Origin of the sequence: Vibrio sp. SG41-7, from assembly GCF_014164465.1 — a bacterium.
Taxonomy (GTDB): domain Bacteria; phylum Pseudomonadota; class Gammaproteobacteria; order Enterobacterales; family Vibrionaceae; genus Vibrio; species Vibrio splendidus.
In genome coordinates this window covers 1-294 of sequence record NZ_JACJFF010000396.1, presented here as the reverse complement: position 1 = coordinate 294, position 294 = coordinate 1, and the positions used below count along the sequence as shown (strand labels likewise).

1 protein-coding gene and 1 rRNA gene are annotated in these 294 nt (G+C 37.8%); both read left to right on the top strand.

What is annotated here, in order from left to right; all coding sequences use genetic code 11:
* Positions 1-180, top strand: a 180-nt coding sequence (locus H5300_RS27790; RefSeq protein ID WP_220503601.1) for a hypothetical protein, incomplete at its 5' end; no start/stop codon positions are given.
* Positions 181-198: 18 nt separating this feature from the next.
* Positions 199-294 (top strand): 23S ribosomal RNA (locus H5300_RS27320); the annotation flags it as partial.

Sequence of the window (294 nt, the reverse complement as noted above, 5' to 3'; positions counted from 1 at the left end):
CAATCAAATTTAAAAGTTCTCAATGTTTATCTTTCATTAGATAAACACAACAAACACATTCAAGTGTCTTGTATTCGAATCAATGTTTACATTGATTCACAATTGAGTCCGGCAAACAGTTATCAAGAATTAACCCTTCTTGATGACAACCAAAAACCTTGGTTAGTTACCATACGCTAAGACCCTTTCGGGTTGTATGGTTAAGTGACTAAGCGTACACGGTGGATGCCTTGGCAGTCAGAGGCGATGAAAGGCGTAATAACTTGCGATAAGCCCAGATTAGGTAGTAATAAC